Source organism: Alphaproteobacteria bacterium, from assembly GCA_018662925.1.
Classification (GTDB): domain Bacteria; phylum Pseudomonadota; class Alphaproteobacteria; order 16-39-46; family JABJFC01; genus JABJFC01.
In genome coordinates this window covers 15,483-29,640 of the sequence record JABJFC010000089.1, presented here as the reverse complement: position 1 = coordinate 29,640, position 14,158 = coordinate 15,483, and the positions used below count along the sequence as shown (strand labels likewise).

Here is a 14,158-nt window from a genome sequence, read left to right as displayed (position 1 = left end):
TTTAGAGTAACTTTTAGCGCTTTGGGTCAATTATTGCTGATTTAAAAATTTAACACCTAAAAAAACTCGCGCTCGATCGAAAAAACTGCGTCCCCTTGAACTTGAAGGAGAAATGTAACTTCCTATCGCGGATTTTGGGATTATGCCTAAAATTTAAAGTGCAGTTATTTTATGCTATGCTGAAAAGGAGGCTTAAGAGATGATCATAGTGGTATTGAAGGTGAATTAGTGGAAATGTCCCAACTTCCTGTTTTTGAAACCGAACGTCTCATATTGCGGGGTGTAACAGAGCGAGACATACCGGCTTATGAAAGAGGCTTTGTGGATTATGAGGTGATCAGGTATTTGACAAGGCTAGTACCATGGCCCTATCCGGAAGGTGGGGTTACAGATTATTTTATGAATAAACTTTTGCCTCGACAGGGAAATGATGTGTGGGTCTGGGGTATTTTTCTGAAGGAGAATGACACGAAATTGATTGGCGCTATCGAGTTGCGTCGTGATATAACTCACGGAAATAGAGGCTTTTGGGTGGCGCGGGAGCACTGTGGGGAGAGGGTATTATGAGAGAAGCTCTAAAGCCTATTACAGCTTATGCATTTGGGGATTTGGGATTTGAAAAGCTTATTTTAACCAATGCAGTTGAAAATAAGCGCTCGAGCAAGCTTAAAGCAAAAACGGGTGCGCGGCTTATTCGTACAGACCCGGCTCAGTTTGTTGATTCTCAATTTAAAACTCGTGAGGTATGGGAGTTAACTAAAAAGGACTGGGAAACTTTTTTGAAGCATGATCAGACCTAGCTTGTGGTTCTTACTAAAAATCCCAGACTTTGACAGAATCTAAAAACTATGTGATTCTCCCTCGAATATAACAAAGGGGATTTAATGAAGATTCTATTTTGTGGCGATGTGATGGGAAGATCTGGGCGTGATACTATAGTAGAGTATGTGCCTAAGCTGAGAGAAGATTTGGGCCTCGATTGCGTAATCGTAAATGGAGAAAATGCTGCACGCGGCATTGGGATCACGCCAAAGATTTGCAAACTATTTTACCAACATGGCGTCGATGTCATCACGACGGGCAATCATGTTTGGGCCCAAAAGGAAATTATCTCTTATATTGATTCGGACCCAAGGCTTCTGAGGCCTCTCAATTATCCAAAAGGAACACCTGGTCGTGGTGTAACTGAGTACACCCTACCAGACGGAAGAAAAGTTCTTGTAGTCAATGTGATGGGGCGTGTTTTCATGGACGTCTTGGATGATCCCTTTGCGGCCATGAAAAATTTGCTTGAAAAATACACGCTCGGTAAGTCTGTCCACGCTATTATTGTGGACATGCATGCTGAGGCTTCAAGCGAAAAAATGTCCATGGGGCACTACTTAGACGGTTCTGTATCTCTTGTGGTTGGAACCCATTCTCATGTACCAACTGCAGATCACATGATCCTTGGAAAAGGAACCGCTTATCAGACTGACGTTGGCATGTGTGGGGATTATGATTCCGTGATTGGGGTTAAAAAAGAAATTCCCATTTTGCGATTCACCCGTAAGATGCCTACGGAACGGTTTTCTCCCGCAGATGGAGAAGGGACCCTTTGCGGTTTGTATGTTGAAATTGATGACGCTTCAGGACTTGCAACAAAGGTGGCTCCCGTTCGTATCGGTGGATATCTTTCTTCCACAGAGCCCCATAAAGAAAACTAGCTTATCATTCAAAGTATTACACTAACCCCTTTTTCTAGAGGAAGTAAGTTTTCTTACAATCATTCTGGAAAGCAGCTTATTTCTTTTTCTTATGGGGTTTTGCAATATGGCGCATGAAGAGTCCCAACAGAATTAAAATGATATTTATGGTGTAAAATTTCCAATTGGAGAAACTGTAGTCTTCCATAAGCTTCTCTAGTCCGCCTGTGAAGCCATGGCGATAAAAGGCTCGTGTCCAGAGCCCTCCATTAAGGATGAAAACAACCATGAAAAAAATGAAGGCTAGGCCGTTATAATAGCCTTTCCAATAGCCGGGTCCTTCTTCTTCTGGGTCGTGAAACTCAAATTCCATACAATTTTCCTAAGAAACATTTTGCCTCATGATCACTGTCCTCATTTTAACATATTGTAATGTTTTTTCATCTAGAAGTTTATGGAAAGTGTTGATGTGTGTATAGGTCGCATGTATGTTGCACTCATTTGGTGCGATGCTTTATAGGATTATAGATGCAAAAAATTAATGATTCCCCAAAGATCGCTGTCATTGGATGTGGTGATTGGGGAAAGAATTTAGTGAGAAATTTTTATGAGCTAGGAGCTCTTGCAACCGTTTGTGAAACTCATTCTGGTGCGGCAGCAAGCATGCAAGAAAAGTATGGAGTCTCTATTTCCTCTATGGAGGAAATTCTGGAAAATGAGGAAATAAAAGGGATCGTTATTTCTGTTCCTTCTCATAACCATTTCAAAGTGGCAAAAGAGGCTTTGGAACGTGGAAAGCATGTCTTTGTGGAAAAGCCCTTTGCAACGAATAGTGTAGAGGGACAGAAACTTTGCGAGACGGCATCAAAACATAATAAGACGCTTATGGTCGGCCACCTATTGCGGTACCATTCTGGCTTTAGAAAAGTTAAAGAGTTGGTGCAAGCCGGAGAAATTGGTGACGTCAAGTATATCGAAACCCGCCGCACAAACTTTGGGAAGTTCTATGAAAATGAGAGCATCCTCTGGGATTATGCCCCTCATGATTTTTCAATGATTTTTGCGTTAATGGGTGAAGAGGCTCCAATCCAAATCCATGAAAGTAACCTCTATGCACATTATGCGGGGATTTCTGATGTGCTATCTGTGGAACTTGGTTTTGCTTCAGGGGTTAAATCTCTCAGTTATCTTTCGAGATTTTCTGCCGTAAAAGAACAAAGCGTTGCGGTTACGGGAACAAAGGGAATCATTGTCTTTAATGACGTGTTGCCGTGGGAAGAAAAGGTGAGCATCACTTATTTTGACGGGAAAGGTTGCTCTTATCCTTCCACAAAAACGTCGTCGACTATAAATATCTTGCCAAGTGAGCCACTTAAGTTAGAGTGTCAGCACTTTTTGGACTGTATTTTAGGGAAAGAAGAGTGTATGACTTCAGCGGAAGAAGCTCTTCCACAGCTTGGAATTATAGAGAAGGTTGATCAAATGTTGAGAAGTCAGAAGGCTGCTTGAGTTTGATTGGGGTCTTTCCTTTTATTGATTGAAACTGTAGTATTATAGAAAAAAGGTTATGTGTATGCCACGTTTTCTTAAAGCAGGAGTTGCTCTGCTATTAGTTCTTACCCTTGGAGGGGGATACTATTGGTGGAGTGCTAAGAAAGCTGAAGAGTCTGCTGCCCAAAAGGCCGCGGGACCAAGGCCTGTCGTTGTTGAAGCAGAACCGGTTACTGTCCGGAAATTTGCGACACGTGTTAAAGCAGTTGGAACTCTGACTTCTAATGAGTCGGTTGTTATTAGACCCGAAGTAGAGGGGCGCATTTCAAAGATACTTTTTAAAGGGGGAACGCCTGTTAAGATGGGGGATCCTCTTATTCAATTGGACGAAGGACTTTCAAAAGCAAAACTTAGTGTGACAAATGCACGCCTTAAAGCAGCGAAAGCCGAGTATAATAGGTTGTCAGCTCTTGCGGAGCAGAAATACGTAAAAATGAGTGATTATGAAAAAGCTCTTGCCCAGTATAGGGTTTCTGAGGCTGAGCAAGAAGAGGCTGAAATAAGGCTGTCACAGACAATTTTGAAGGCTCCTTTTGAAGGGGTCGTCGGATTAAAGGATGTGAGTATTGGTCACTATGTTCGTCCAGGAGAAGACCTTCTCAATTTGGAGGATGTGGATCCCATAAAGGTGGATTTTCAAATTGGCGAAATCTTTTTGCAAAAGTTAAAAGTTGGCCAACAGATTTCTGCCAAAGTAGATGGGTTCCCGTGGGATAATTTTACGGGAGTTATTGAAGGCATTTCCCCAAAGGTAGATCCTGTAAGCCACAGTATTCGTGTTCGAGCCAGTATAGATAATCCTGAGCATAAATTAAGGTCGGGACTTTTTGCGGCTCTCACATTGACCCTGAAAGAAAATGAAGATGCCATCATGGTTCCAGAGATAGCAGTGGAATTTAAAGAGGGCGAGAATGTGGTTTTCCGTGTCATCAACGGTACTGCAGTCAGAACGCCTGTTACGTTAGGGGGCAGAGAAGGTGGCCTGGTTGAAATAGAAGACGGATTAATGTCTTGGGATACTGTGGTTACGGCTGGCGCAATGAAAGTTGTGGACGGGATTCCTGTTGAAGTTATTCCTTCAATCCGAAAAAAGGATGAAGTGACGAGAAAAGGAAAGTAGTCTGTGACACTCTCGGAAGTTTGCATTAAGAGACCCGTCTTTGCGACAGTTATGACCATTGTTCTCGTCTTGATCGGGGCGGTTTCTTATTCATACTTACCACTGCGACAATATCCTCAGGTAGAAACACCAATTGTTAGTGTGACAACCACATTTGAGGGTGCGAATCCCGAAGTCATAGAAACACAAGTTACGAAACCCATTGAAGGGGTCTTGGCTGGTCTTGAAGGGCTTGATGTTCTGCGTTCCATAAGTGATGCAGAGACTAGTCGTATTACACTTATTTTTAAGCCAAATAGATCTTTGGATGCTGCAGCCAGTGATGTCCGAGATCGTTTAGCACGTATTAAATCGAGACTTCCTAAAGAGGCAGAGGTTCCCAACATAAGGAAATCTGATGCGGATGCAGAACCAATTTTGCATTTAGCGCTTTATAGTGACGTTGTTTCACCATCCGATATATATGAATTTGCCGACAAGTCACTCAAGGATCAAGTGGAAGCCATTGGGGGTGTTTCTAACGTCGAGGTTTATGGTTCTGCACCGTATGTTATGCACGTTTGGCTTGAGCCCACGCGTATGGCCGGCTATGAAATCACGGCTCAAGATGTTGCTGCAGCTCTAAAACAACAGAACATTGAAATCCCTGCAGGTAGGATCATCAGTGATGAGCGAGAGTTTATGGTCACAACTTCTGCAAATCTTGTAACTCCAGAACAGTTTGAGAATCTTATTCTTAAAGAACATAAAGGGTATCTGGTTAAGCTAAAAGATATTGGGCATGCGGATTTTTCTCCTGGGGAGCAAAGATCCCGAGTGATGTATAATGGAAAGCCTGCTATTGCCATTGAGGTTGTTAAGAAATCGGTTGCCAACCCACTTGAGCTTGTCCAAGAGCTTAAGGCAGAGCTACCAAAGCTGAAGGAGTCTTTGCCAACGGGTGTGGAAATGGCCATTGCCTATGATACGACCATTTATATCGAACGCTCAATTTACGAAGTTTATGAGACACTTTTCATTGCTACATTTTTAGTTTTACTAGTGGTGTGGGGCTTTTTATGGTCCGTTCGTGGTGCTGTTATTCCTCTCATTACGATTCCGGTATCTTTGATTGGTACTTTTCTTCTTCTCTATGCCTTTGGCTTTTCCATAAATACGCTGACTTTATTGGCACTTGTGTTGGCCATCGGACTCGTGGTGGATGATGCCATTGTGATGCTGGAGAATATCCATCGACACATCGAGGCAGGAGAGTCACCAATGGTGGCCGCTTTTAAGGGAAGCAAAGAGATTGCCTTTGCAATTATTGCTATGACCTTAACGTTGGCAGCTGTTTATGCCCCTATTGCTTTGTCTCAAGGACGAATAGGAAAGATTTTTACAGAGTTTTCTTTGACTCTTGCAGGATCTGTTTTGATTTCAGGGTTTATTGCCTTAACCCTTTCTCCAGTGATGTGTTCTCGACTTTTGTTACCTCATGACCTGGGAAAAGAGAACATAAGTGTGCGAGCACAAAGGCGTTTGAGTGACTGGTACGGACGAACGTTAGCAAAGGTTTTGAACTACCGCTGGTACGTTCTCCTTTTTGGCGTGCTGTTTTCCCTTTTGGGTGGGTATCTTGGCCTCTATCAAATTAAGAGTGAGTTAGCTCCGAGGGAAGATAAAGGCGTTATTCAAGGAAAAGTGACGGCGCCTGATGGAGGAACGCTGAAGTTTGTGAGCCCCTACGTAGATGAAATGGACCGCATTTTTGCATCTGTTCCAGAGATTGACCGTCAATTGACCGTGGTGACGCTTCCAACAGCTATTTCTTACAATCTTTTGAAGCCTTGGGAAGTTCGTTCCAGATCTGTACAGGATATTATGCAAGAGATTAAATACAAATTGTGGGATATTCCAGGAGTTGATGCGTGGCCGAGTGCGGGTCCTTCTTTCTTTGGAGGTGGAGGTTCTGGGGAATCGGTCCAGTTCGTTATTCAGACGACAAAGACGTTTGAAGAACTGGTTAAATTTGCTATTTCCATTGAAATCGCCTTAACGGATCATCCCGGTTTTTCTAGGATCACTATAGATATCTCCCAAGAAGCACAACAATATGTGGTGGATATTGATCGGGAGAAGGCTGCGGAATCTGGAGTGGAAATTCAGGCCATTGGTGAGACACTAGACACGCTCGTGAGCGGACGTACGACTACGAGAATGAATAAGGAAGGAGAGCAGTACGAAGTGAAATCTCAAATCGTGGGAGAAACCCGTCGTTCGCCTCAGGATATCAATATGATTTATATGAAGGGACAAAAGGGCAAAGAAACGGCTATGGTTCCTTTAGCAAACCTAGTACAACTCAAGTCACGTGCGGTTCCGAAGGAAATCAATCATTACAACCAATTACGCTCTGTAACGGTGAGTACGGATTTAAATCCTGGGTTTAGCTTAGGGGAAGCTATTGATTTTCTGAACAAGGTGAAGGAAGTTGCATTCCCAGAAGACTTTAGGTCCGAGTTTGCAGGAGAAACGAAGCGTTTCTTGGAAACACAAAATACTGTCTATCTTATTTTCGGCATGGCACTTGCTTTTATATTCCTCGTGATGGCGGCTCAGTTTGAAAGCTTCTCTGACCCCTTTATCATCATGTTCAGTGTGCCTATTTCTTTGACAGGTGCCCTCATTGCGCTCAAATTGACGGGTGGAACTTTTAACATCTTTAGTCAGATTGGTTTGGTGACACTCATAGGCTTGATTACGAAGCATGGGATTTTGATCGTAGACTTTGCCAATAATCTTCGTGATCAGGGGCTTTCTAAATTTGAGGCCGTTGTTGAAGCTTCCCGCCTCAGGCTCCGTCCCATTCTTATGACCACAGGCGCTATGGTGCTGGGGGCATTGCCATTGGCGCTTGCCAGTGGAGCTGGCCACGAAAGTCGTCAACAGATCGGTTGGGTGATCGTTGGTGGGATGTTGATTGGGACAATTTTCACTCTTTTCGTTGTTCCGACAGTGTATACCTTCTTTTCTCCATCGGTGCGTAAGCCTCTCCCAGAATTTACAGAAGAAGGTGGCCTGGTCACTGGCTGATCGGTACTGCATTTATAGAATTCAGTGACATAGCCTATCCCTCTGTAGTACACTGAACAACAATAAGAACCACGTACTATTCATGGAGGATCAATGCCATATAAAATCGTTAATATATTTCGCAAGAGTATGTTTTTGATTTTAATTCTTTTTATGATCGCTGGGACGGCTTGGATCTCCACTAGCTATCGCATCATTTGGCTTTGGTTGGTAGGATCCTGTGAAGAGAGAGGGGTCCACTGTTCAAAATCCTGTAATTTAAGTGCAAGGGGCGACAAGAAAACATTAGATATGGAATGTTTAGCTGCGTGTCGGACGGTCTATAAAAAATGTGAAGAGCGTCAGCAGGAAACCAAGTAGCGTCAGAAAAGTATATTAGGCGACAAAAAAATTATATCCTCAATTCACGTTTACAAATCGCACTTTTTAATCAGCTCTTCTTGTCTTTGACCAACGATTTTTTCATCAAATCCATCGATCATTTCGTGGAAGAGCTGATACCAATTAAGTTTAGCTTTTAAATGCATGAAGACGGATCCTAGGCCGACGGCGGCGCGATCCATAAAGACAAATTCCGGGGGCGGGGCAACGCCACCGATATTTCTAAGCTCTTGATGGATCTCTCCGGCAATTTTTTGGCCTGCGATGCTGCTGTTGCTTTCATCTAGGAACTGGACCTTGTCCTCTAAGAGAGGCCCATAGAGGAATTTGGCCCAACGATTTAGAATGCTAATGAGGTCTTTGGAAATATTTTGAAATCCCCAGGTTTCATAGGCCCGAATCGCTAGATCCTGATCATTATTTAGGAGGGCATAGTAAAGATCAATGACCCCTTGGGTAAAGCTAGGGGTAAAGATGCGGATACATCCAAAGTCCATCAAATTTATGTCACCGTTATCACGGATTGTATAATTTCCAAGGTGAGGATCTCCATGAATGATGCTGTAATGATAAAAGGGCAGGTACCAGGCGTAGAACATATTGGTAGCAATGGTATTTCGGAGCTCTTGCGATGCCTTTCGCATTTCCAAGAGGGGCCGTCCTTCGAGCCAATCCATTGTTAGAAGCCGTTTGGTTGAAAGTTCAGGATGCACTATGGGCAAATGGACCTGAGGCTTTGGTTGGAGAATCTTTGTATAGAGAGCAATGTGTTTAGCCTCCAACTCATAGTCTAGTTCTTCCCGCAGTCGCTCTGCAATTTCTTGAAATACCCCCTTTGTAAGCACAGCTTTGTTTGTTTGTTCATAGAGGGCTAAGACAATTTTAAATTGTTTTAAGTCAGCCTCGACAGCTGAAGACATATCGGGATATTGCAGCTTACAGGCAAGAGACTTTCCTTCTAGGGAAGTTGCCCGATGAACTTGTCCAAGGGAGGCTGCCGCTGCTGCAGGTTTCTCAAAGCTTTTAAATTTGCTTTCCCACTCAAGGCCCAATTCAGTCCTCATTCTTCGTTTCACAAAAAGCCATCCCATGGCGGGGGCGTTTGCTTGGAGCTGGAGAAGTTCCGTTACATATTCGTCGGGCAAAAAGTCGGGAATTGTTGCCAAGAGTTGGGCAATTTTCATGACGGGTCCCTTGAGGTCCCCTAAAGACTCCATGAACTGCTTAGCACGCTTGCTGGGGTCGGCTGATGTGCCAAGGTAGCGGTCTCCGGCCAATTGTGCGGCTATTTTTCCAGCAGAAAGGGATACTTTGGTATAGCGTTTTAGCCTGCGGCCAAAAGTGTCATCATCTTTAAGTGTCATTATATGAGGTTACCCTTCGTGGGGAGCGGGTTTTCCTTCGAGAAGATTCAGGAACCCACGAATCTCGCGATAGAGACTCCAAAAATAGATGATGGCTGTTGCAATAATGGCGCCTAGATGAAAATCCAGAGACCAGAAGAGCAAAGACAAAGCCAATCCACCAATGGTGATGATAAAAGTTCTAAACAGCCACTCATGATGGGAACGAGATATTTTAGATCCTGTTTTTTGCTTTACGTAGTTGACGATGGCACCAATAATAATGCCTGTCACCGGCAGAAGCGTATCTCCCATGAGGTACAAGAAATACGTGAAAAAGAGCACACGTCTTTCTGTCGTGCTTAGAGCTTCTGTTTTAGAGGATGCGTTTGCAACTTTGTTTAGAGGTGCCATCTAGATACCAAACTCTTGTTAACGGGTACTTGTCGCATTATGCGGTGTTTTAGCTATTTTCGCAATGGTGTGAGGGGAATCTTGGGGTAATAATTTTTTAGTCGTAATTTGAAACAGGGCTTTTAACGTGTTAGAATTTCCCCAGAGGTGGGTTTATTCCTGGGAGAGTGAGATGATTAAACTTAGGCACATACTATTTATTCTGGTTGCTTTACTATTGATGGTTACGATGATCATTGCGTATATGTAGGCGCGGAGGTTACGATTTTTTTGGTTAGATATGATGAATTTGCGGTGTAAGGGTTTGGCTCAGGTGAGTCCTGCCCTTTCTATATCGCCTTACTTTCTTCTAGAAACTCCAGATTAGCCAGTTGCTGATAGATGCCTTCTTGGGCCACGAGATCGGCATGGGTTCCAACGGCAATAATTTTTCCTTGGTCCATGACGATGATTCGATCAGCTTTTTGTACAGTTGCTAGGCGATGGGCAATAATAATAGTCGTTCGCCCCTCCATGGAGTGGGAGATGGCTTGTTGAACGAGGCGTTCGTTAGTGGCATCTAAGGCGCTTGTTGCTTCATCCAGCAGAAGAAGCGGGGCATTTTTTAAAAGTGCACGGGCAATGGCAATGCGCTGGCGTTGCCCGCCGGACAGCTGAATACCCTTGGCACCTAAATGGGTATCAAAGCCCTCAGGAAGCTTTTCAATGAACTCCAGGGCGGCAGATGCCTTAGCGGCGGCCTCAACATCCTTTCTGCTAGCACTCGGTTGGCCATAATGGATGTTTTCGAAAACAGTGGCACTAAAGATGAAAGGATCTTGAGGGACCAAAGCAATATGATGTCTCACATCCCTGGGATCGGCCTGTTTTAAATCACATCCGTTAATGGCTATTTTCCCCTTCGTAGGGTCATAGAATCGCAGGGCTAACTGAAATACCGTACTCTTGCCTGCTCCAGAAGGCCCTACTAGAGCAACCTTTTCCCCTTGTTCAATCTGGAGGGAAAAGTCTTTGAGGGCTTTTTGTTTGGGGCGAGAAGGGTAAGCAAAGTCCACAGCGTTAAAATCTAGAATTTTTTGTCGTTCTGTGGGGAAAAGGGATGGTTGTGCAATGGCGGGGATGCGCTTGGGATTTCTGGGTGTTTTAATCAAAGATTGCGTATTTAAAAGCTGGATGAGGCGTTCTGTTGCCCCCGCAGCTCTTTGAAGGTCTCCTACTATTTCACTAAGCGCGCCGGCTGATCCTGCAACCACAAGAGCATAAAATAGGAAAGAGGTGAGCTCGCCGGCAGAAATATTCTGAGCAATTATATCATTCCCGCCGATCCATAGGACCAGACTGATGGCGCCGAATACTAGAATAATAAGTGTAACAGTCAGGAAGGCTCTGGCAGTTATCTGTCGGAGAGCGGCTTTAAATGAAGCTTCGGTTTGCTTTGAAAAAGTCCTGCGATCTTCTCGTTCGTGGCAAAAGGCCTGAGATGTTCGAATGGCATTAAAAGTTTCCTCAATTGAGCCCCCTAGTTGAGCAAGACGAGTGTGGGAAGCTTTGGAGAGTTTGCGGACCTGTCTTCCATAAAGAAGGACTGGGACGAGGGCAATAGGCGTGACTAATAGAACGATGATGGTTAATTTGAGACTTGTAAGCAAAAGCATTACCAAGCCACCAACCAGCATCAGGATATTTCGAAGAGCGATTGGGATAGAAGTGCTTGTGACAACCTGCAACAGGGTCGAATCTGTTGTGATGTGGGATACAATTTCTCCAACCCGTGCTGTCTCAAAGAAATTGGGACTTAAAGAGAGAAGATGAGAAAAGACTTTTTTCCTTAGATCAGCAACTAAGCGTTCCCCAATCCAGGACACAAAATAAAATCGGCCAAAACTTCCGATAGCCAGAAAGGAAACAACAAGAAAAAGGAAAAAGAGAGATTGGTATAGGGCACTTGGATGTTCTGGCGAAAATCCAGTATCCACGAAATGCTGGATCCCTATGCCAAGAACGAGGACGGCTCCCGAAGCAAGAATAAGGGATAAAAGTGCCAGTACACATTGGCTTTTATACGGTAGAATGAATTCTAAGAGAGGAGCAATTAAGTGGATCTCTCCTTTAGGGGGAGAGGCAGTGCTCTGATTTTCCAAATAACTCGGTTCTCTCAACATTAAATTCTCCAGCTGGTCCTTCTGAGATTTCAAAAAACACCGATGATTGCAAGCTTAATTTAAAAAAAATTTTAAAAAAAATGATTTTATTAACCATTTGTTAATCATTTGGTGAATATTATGAATAATAGAGATTTACATATATGCATAAACATGGCAGTATAAAATCATCGGGAGAGGTTTTTGCTTTAAAAGGAATAGAGTGAAGGCTAGTAAATCAAAAGGACTGGGAGAAATTATGACAGAAAGCACACAACATATTCTAGATAAAGTCCGGCCACCACGGGTGCACATCACCTATGATGTCCAGATTGGAGACGCCATAGAGATGAAGGAACTTCCCTTTGTGATGGGAGTACTCGCAGATCTCTCTGGACAACCGGAAAATCCATTGCCGAAACCGAAAGATCGTAAGTTTGTTAACATTGACGGCGATAATTTCGACGATATCATGGCATCGATTGCTCCAAGGCTCGCCTTACGGGTACAAAACGCATTGTCCAACGATGATACGATGTTGAATGTACTTTTAAACTTTAAGAGCATGGATGACTTTAATCCAGTGAACGTCGTAAAGCAGGTTGGGCCGTTGGCACAACTTTATGATGCCCGCACAAAATTGAGCGATCTTTTGTCTAAGTTAGATGGAAATGATGATCTTGATGCATTGCTTTTGGACGTCATTGAAAACTCTGCGACACAAAACGAGCTTAAGAAAGAGCTTGGTGTCAGCGGTGGCGATGCAAAGCCAGGTGCTGGAAAACCGCCAAAGAAGGGTTCGTAAAAATTCGAACACTTTCTCAGGAGGACTCTCCATATGGGAAGAGCTCTTGAGGGGCGAAAGACGTAAGCTTTATGGGAAGCAACTTAAGTCATAAATAATAAAAAAAATATGACACAGGTTTTAACAATTGGGAGAAAGTAAGATGGCTAACGGAAAAGGAAGTGGATCAGGCAAAGGGGCCGCTGCAGGTTCAGCAAGTGTCCTTTCCCAGATTATTAGTAAGGGAAAGCTCGCCAGAGATCCATCGCAAGAATCATATGCAAAGGACTTGGTCCAAGAATTTGTTGATCAAGTTCTCGCACAAGGTGGCGCGGTCAGCAACGATACAGTTTCATTTATTAACGAGAGAATTCAGCAAATCGACACTCTCTTGAGTGCACAGTTGGATGAAATCCTTCATGCTCCTGAATTCCAAAAACTTGAAGGTTCATGGCGTGGCCTAAATTACCTTGTCAAGAACACAGAAACGGGAACCATGATTAAGATCCGTGTGTTCAACATTTCTAAAGCTGAATTGTTGCAAGATTTGGAGCGGGCCGTTGAGTTTGATCAAAGTGCTCTCTTTAAGAAAGTCTATGAAGAAGAGTATGGAACATATGGTGGTAGCCCTTATTCCTGCCTAATTGGTGATTATGAATTCAGTCATTTGCCACAGGATGTAGAACTCCTTGAGAAAATCTCAGGAGTAGCTGCGGCGGCTCATGCGCCCTTCCTTACGGCTGCTGATGCTTCACTCTTTGATTTGGATAGCTTTACTTCCTTGGGGGCTCCTAGGGATTTGGCCATGATCTTTGATAGTGTTGAGTATGCAAAGTGGAATTCTTTCCGTGAAATGGAAGACTCACGCTATGTGGTTCTGACCATGCCAAGGGTTTTGATGCGACTTCCTTACGGTTCAAAGACAGTTCCTGTCGATGGCATCAATTATGAGGAACAAGTGAATGGAACCGACAACACCAAGTTCTGTTGGGGAAATACGGCCTATGCTTTTGGACAGAGGGTCACAAACGCATTCTTCCTCTATCAATGGACAGCGGCTATCCGTGGAGTAGAAGGGGGTGGTTTGGTCGAAAATCTTCCTGCCTACACCTTTAGAACCACGGAAGGAGACATTGCCCTTAAATGTCCAACGGAAATAGCCATTACGGATCGACGAGAGAAAGAACTTAGCGATCTTGGCTTCCTTTCTTTGTGTCACTGTAAAGGAACCGATAAGGCGGCATTCTTTGGGGCGCAAACAACTCAAAAGCCAAAGATATATAACAAGGCAGAAGCCAACGCGAATGCAAACCTTTCTGCGCGCATCACCTATATGTTGGCGGCATCACGCTTTGCCCATTATATCAAGGTGATCATGCGGGATAAGATAGGTAGCTTTATGTCACGGGAGAATGTTCGTAAGTATCTTCAGACATGGATCGCCAACTACGTCTTGTTAAATGATAGTGCGCCTGAAGAATTAAAGGCGGCATATCCATTGCGTGAAGCGAGAATCGATGTATTTGATGTCCCAGGGAATCCTGGTGCGTATCGAGCAACTGTTTTCTTGCGGCCACACTTCCAGTTAGAGGAACTCACAGCCTCCTTACGGTTGGTTGCGGATCTTCCTCCACCGGCAGCGTAAGCAAGCTTTGGATAATGAG

13 protein-coding genes are annotated in these 14,158 nt (G+C 43.9%); 9 read left to right on the top strand and 4 right to left on the bottom strand.

All coding sequences use genetic code 11. The features are described 5' to 3' along the window. The first annotated feature begins 234 nt into the window (after positions 1–234). The 3 genes from HOL16_08280 to HOL16_08270 all read left to right on the top strand — a co-directional run bounded on the left by HOL16_08280 (position 235) and on the right by HOL16_08270 (position 1,706). A complete protein-coding gene (locus tag HOL16_08280; protein MBT5390673.1) occupies positions 235–567 on the top strand; it encodes a GNAT family N-acetyltransferase in 333 nt (110 codons plus the stop codon). Beyond that, on the top strand, positions 564–800 hold the full coding sequence (locus tag HOL16_08275; GenBank protein MBT5390672.1) for a GNAT family N-acetyltransferase: 237 nt from the start codon (positions 564–566) through the stop codon (positions 798–800). The genes HOL16_08280 and HOL16_08275 overlap by 4 nt, the downstream gene beginning before the upstream one ends. Before the next feature lie 84 nt (positions 801–884). After that, on the top strand, positions 885–1,706 hold the full coding sequence (locus HOL16_08270) for a TIGR00282 family metallophosphoesterase (protein ID MBT5390671.1): 822 nt from the start codon (positions 885–887) through the stop codon (positions 1,704–1,706). Positions 1,707–1,782: 76 nt separating this feature from the next. Here HOL16_08270 and HOL16_08265 read toward each other — a convergent pair whose 3' ends face one another. Beyond that, positions 1,783–2,058 (bottom strand): hypothetical protein, encoded by a 276-nt coding sequence (locus HOL16_08265; GenBank protein ID MBT5390670.1) that lies wholly within the window; start codon positions 2,056–2,058, stop codon positions 1,783–1,785. 155 nt (positions 2,059–2,213) lie between these two features. Here HOL16_08265 and HOL16_08260 point away from each other — a divergent pair, with 155 nt between their 5' ends. The 4 genes from HOL16_08260 to HOL16_08245 all read left to right on the top strand — a co-directional run bounded on the left by HOL16_08260 (position 2,214) and on the right by HOL16_08245 (position 7,791). Further along, positions 2,214–3,194, top strand: coding sequence for a Gfo/Idh/MocA family oxidoreductase (locus HOL16_08260; protein MBT5390669.1), 981 nt, complete (start codon positions 2,214–2,216; stop codon positions 3,192–3,194). Positions 3,195–3,258: 64 nt separating this feature from the next. Continuing rightward, positions 3,259–4,356, top strand: a complete 1,098-nt coding sequence (locus HOL16_08255) for an efflux RND transporter periplasmic adaptor subunit (protein ID MBT5390668.1) — start codon at positions 3,259–3,261, stop codon at positions 4,354–4,356. Between the two features lie 3 nt (positions 4,357–4,359). Continuing rightward, positions 4,360–7,431, top strand: coding sequence for an efflux RND transporter permease subunit (locus HOL16_08250; GenBank protein ID MBT5390667.1), 3,072 nt, complete (start codon positions 4,360–4,362; stop codon positions 7,429–7,431). 93 nt (positions 7,432–7,524) lie between these two features. Further along, on the top strand, positions 7,525–7,791 hold the full coding sequence (locus HOL16_08245; protein MBT5390666.1) for a hypothetical protein: 267 nt from the start codon (positions 7,525–7,527) through the stop codon (positions 7,789–7,791). 50 nt (positions 7,792–7,841) lie between these two features. Here the strand turns inward: HOL16_08245 and HOL16_08240 are convergent, their stop codons facing one another. The 3 genes from HOL16_08240 to HOL16_08230 form a co-directional block, all read right to left on the bottom strand. After that, on the bottom strand, positions 7,842–9,176 hold the full coding sequence (locus HOL16_08240) for an AarF/ABC1/UbiB kinase family protein (protein ID MBT5390665.1): 1,335 nt from the start codon (positions 9,174–9,176) through the stop codon (positions 7,842–7,844). Between the two features lie 9 nt (positions 9,177–9,185). Next, the gene (locus HOL16_08235; GenBank protein MBT5390664.1) at positions 9,186–9,569 is read right to left on the bottom strand and encodes a hypothetical protein; all 384 of its coding nucleotides are present in this window, start codon (positions 9,567–9,569) and stop codon (positions 9,186–9,188) included. A 329-nt stretch (positions 9,570–9,898) separates the two neighbouring features. Then, entirely contained in the window at positions 9,899–11,731 is a 1,833-nt protein-coding gene (locus HOL16_08230) for an ATP-binding cassette domain-containing protein (protein MBT5390663.1), read from the bottom strand. A gap of 238 nt (positions 11,732–11,969) precedes the next feature. Here HOL16_08230 and tssB point away from each other — a divergent pair, with 238 nt between their 5' ends. Together tssB and tssC are read left to right on the top strand one after the other, a co-directional pair. Continuing rightward, positions 11,970–12,515, top strand: coding sequence for a type VI secretion system contractile sheath small subunit (gene tssB / locus HOL16_08225; GenBank protein MBT5390662.1), 546 nt, complete (start codon positions 11,970–11,972; stop codon positions 12,513–12,515). Between the two features lie 142 nt (positions 12,516–12,657). Further along, positions 12,658–14,139, top strand: a complete 1,482-nt coding sequence (tssC, locus tag HOL16_08220; GenBank protein ID MBT5390661.1) for a type VI secretion system contractile sheath large subunit — start codon at positions 12,658–12,660, stop codon at positions 14,137–14,139. The last annotated feature ends 19 nt before the right edge of the window (positions 14,140–14,158 follow it).

Coding starts and splice junctions, on each gene's coding strand:
- HOL16_08280 (MBT5390673.1), top strand. CDS start 235: ATGTCCCAACTTCCTGTTTTTGAAACCGAACGTCTCATATTGCGGGGT.
- HOL16_08275 (MBT5390672.1), top strand. CDS start 564: ATGAGAGAAGCTCTAAAGCCTATTACAGCTTATGCATTTGGGGATTTG.
- HOL16_08270 (MBT5390671.1), top strand. CDS start 885: ATGAAGATTCTATTTTGTGGCGATGTGATGGGAAGATCTGGGCGTGAT.
- HOL16_08265 (MBT5390670.1), bottom strand. CDS start 2,058: ATGGAATTTGAGTTTCACGACCCAGAAGAAGAAGGACCCGGCTATTGG.
- HOL16_08260 (MBT5390669.1), top strand. CDS start 2,214: ATGCAAAAAATTAATGATTCCCCAAAGATCGCTGTCATTGGATGTGGT.
- HOL16_08255 (MBT5390668.1), top strand. CDS start 3,259: ATGCCACGTTTTCTTAAAGCAGGAGTTGCTCTGCTATTAGTTCTTACC.
- HOL16_08245 (MBT5390666.1), top strand. CDS start 7,525: ATGCCATATAAAATCGTTAATATATTTCGCAAGAGTATGTTTTTGATT.
- HOL16_08240 (MBT5390665.1), bottom strand. CDS start 9,176: ATGACACTTAAAGATGATGACACTTTTGGCCGCAGGCTAAAACGCTAT.
- HOL16_08235 (MBT5390664.1), bottom strand. CDS start 9,569: ATGGCACCTCTAAACAAAGTTGCAAACGCATCCTCTAAAACAGAAGCT.
- HOL16_08230 (MBT5390663.1), bottom strand. CDS start 11,731: ATGTTGAGAGAACCGAGTTATTTGGAAAATCAGAGCACTGCCTCTCCC.
- tssB (MBT5390662.1), top strand. CDS start 11,970: ATGACAGAAAGCACACAACATATTCTAGATAAAGTCCGGCCACCACGG.
- tssC (MBT5390661.1), top strand. CDS start 12,658: ATGGCTAACGGAAAAGGAAGTGGATCAGGCAAAGGGGCCGCTGCAGGT.